The following is a 714-nucleotide window of genomic DNA, read 5'->3' as shown; positions in this document are numbered from 1 at the left end:
TTGCGGCACAGCAATTCTCCCGGTCCAGTCGCTATCTCGCTGCAGATCAGCGAATTCCACAGCCCGCACGCCATCCTCGTCGCTTACGCCATCAGCAACGCCAGCGCGGAATGCAAGTAACAGCCGGTGCCACACGACCTTCCGAGGCAGAACACCATGCGTATTTTCATGACCGGAATAGCCCACATCACCGGCCACCCGCGGCCCATCACAGATATAGAACCCATTGCCGCCGAACCAGGACTGGTCGAAGCCCTACATGAGGTCGGACTCGCCACCTACCGGCTCACCCGCGACTCGCCCATCGACATGGCCGCAACCTGCATCGCGGAAACGCTCGACCACTCGCGGGTGCCGGCGTCCAGGATCGACATCCTGATGCTCGCCTCCTCCACCATCGGGTTCGGACAGATCGAAAACACCGAACTCCTGCAACTGAGTGAGCGTTTCGGACTCAGCCACGCCACACCGATCGGGGTCTCGGCCGCCGAATGCGCCAACTTCGGCACCGCCTTACATCTCGCCCGCACCCTCGTCGCTTCCGGCGAGGCCCGCACTGTGCTGCTGGTGACCACCGACGCCTGCACCACACCCGAACAGCGCTTGCTCCGTCAAGTCAACTCCGTCGTCAGCGACGGCGCCGCATCCTGCCTCGTCACCACAGAACCCGCGCGCATCGAAATCCTCGCCACCGCCACCGCCACCAATCAGCTG

Annotated in this window: 1 protein-coding gene; it reads left to right on the top strand. The window is 63.4% G+C overall.

What is annotated here, in order from left to right:
- Positions 1-168 precede the first annotated feature (168 nt).
- On the top strand, positions 169-714 hold a 546-nt coding region (locus NA3_RS35430), incomplete at its 3' end, for a beta-ketoacyl-[acyl-carrier-protein] synthase family protein (protein ID WP_218021969.1).

Origin of the sequence: Nocardia africana NBRC 100379 (genome assembly GCF_001612635.1) — a bacterium.
Lineage (GTDB): Bacteria > Actinomycetota > Actinomycetes > Mycobacteriales > Mycobacteriaceae > Nocardia > Nocardia africana.
This window is presented reverse-complemented; position numbering and strand designations above follow the sequence as displayed.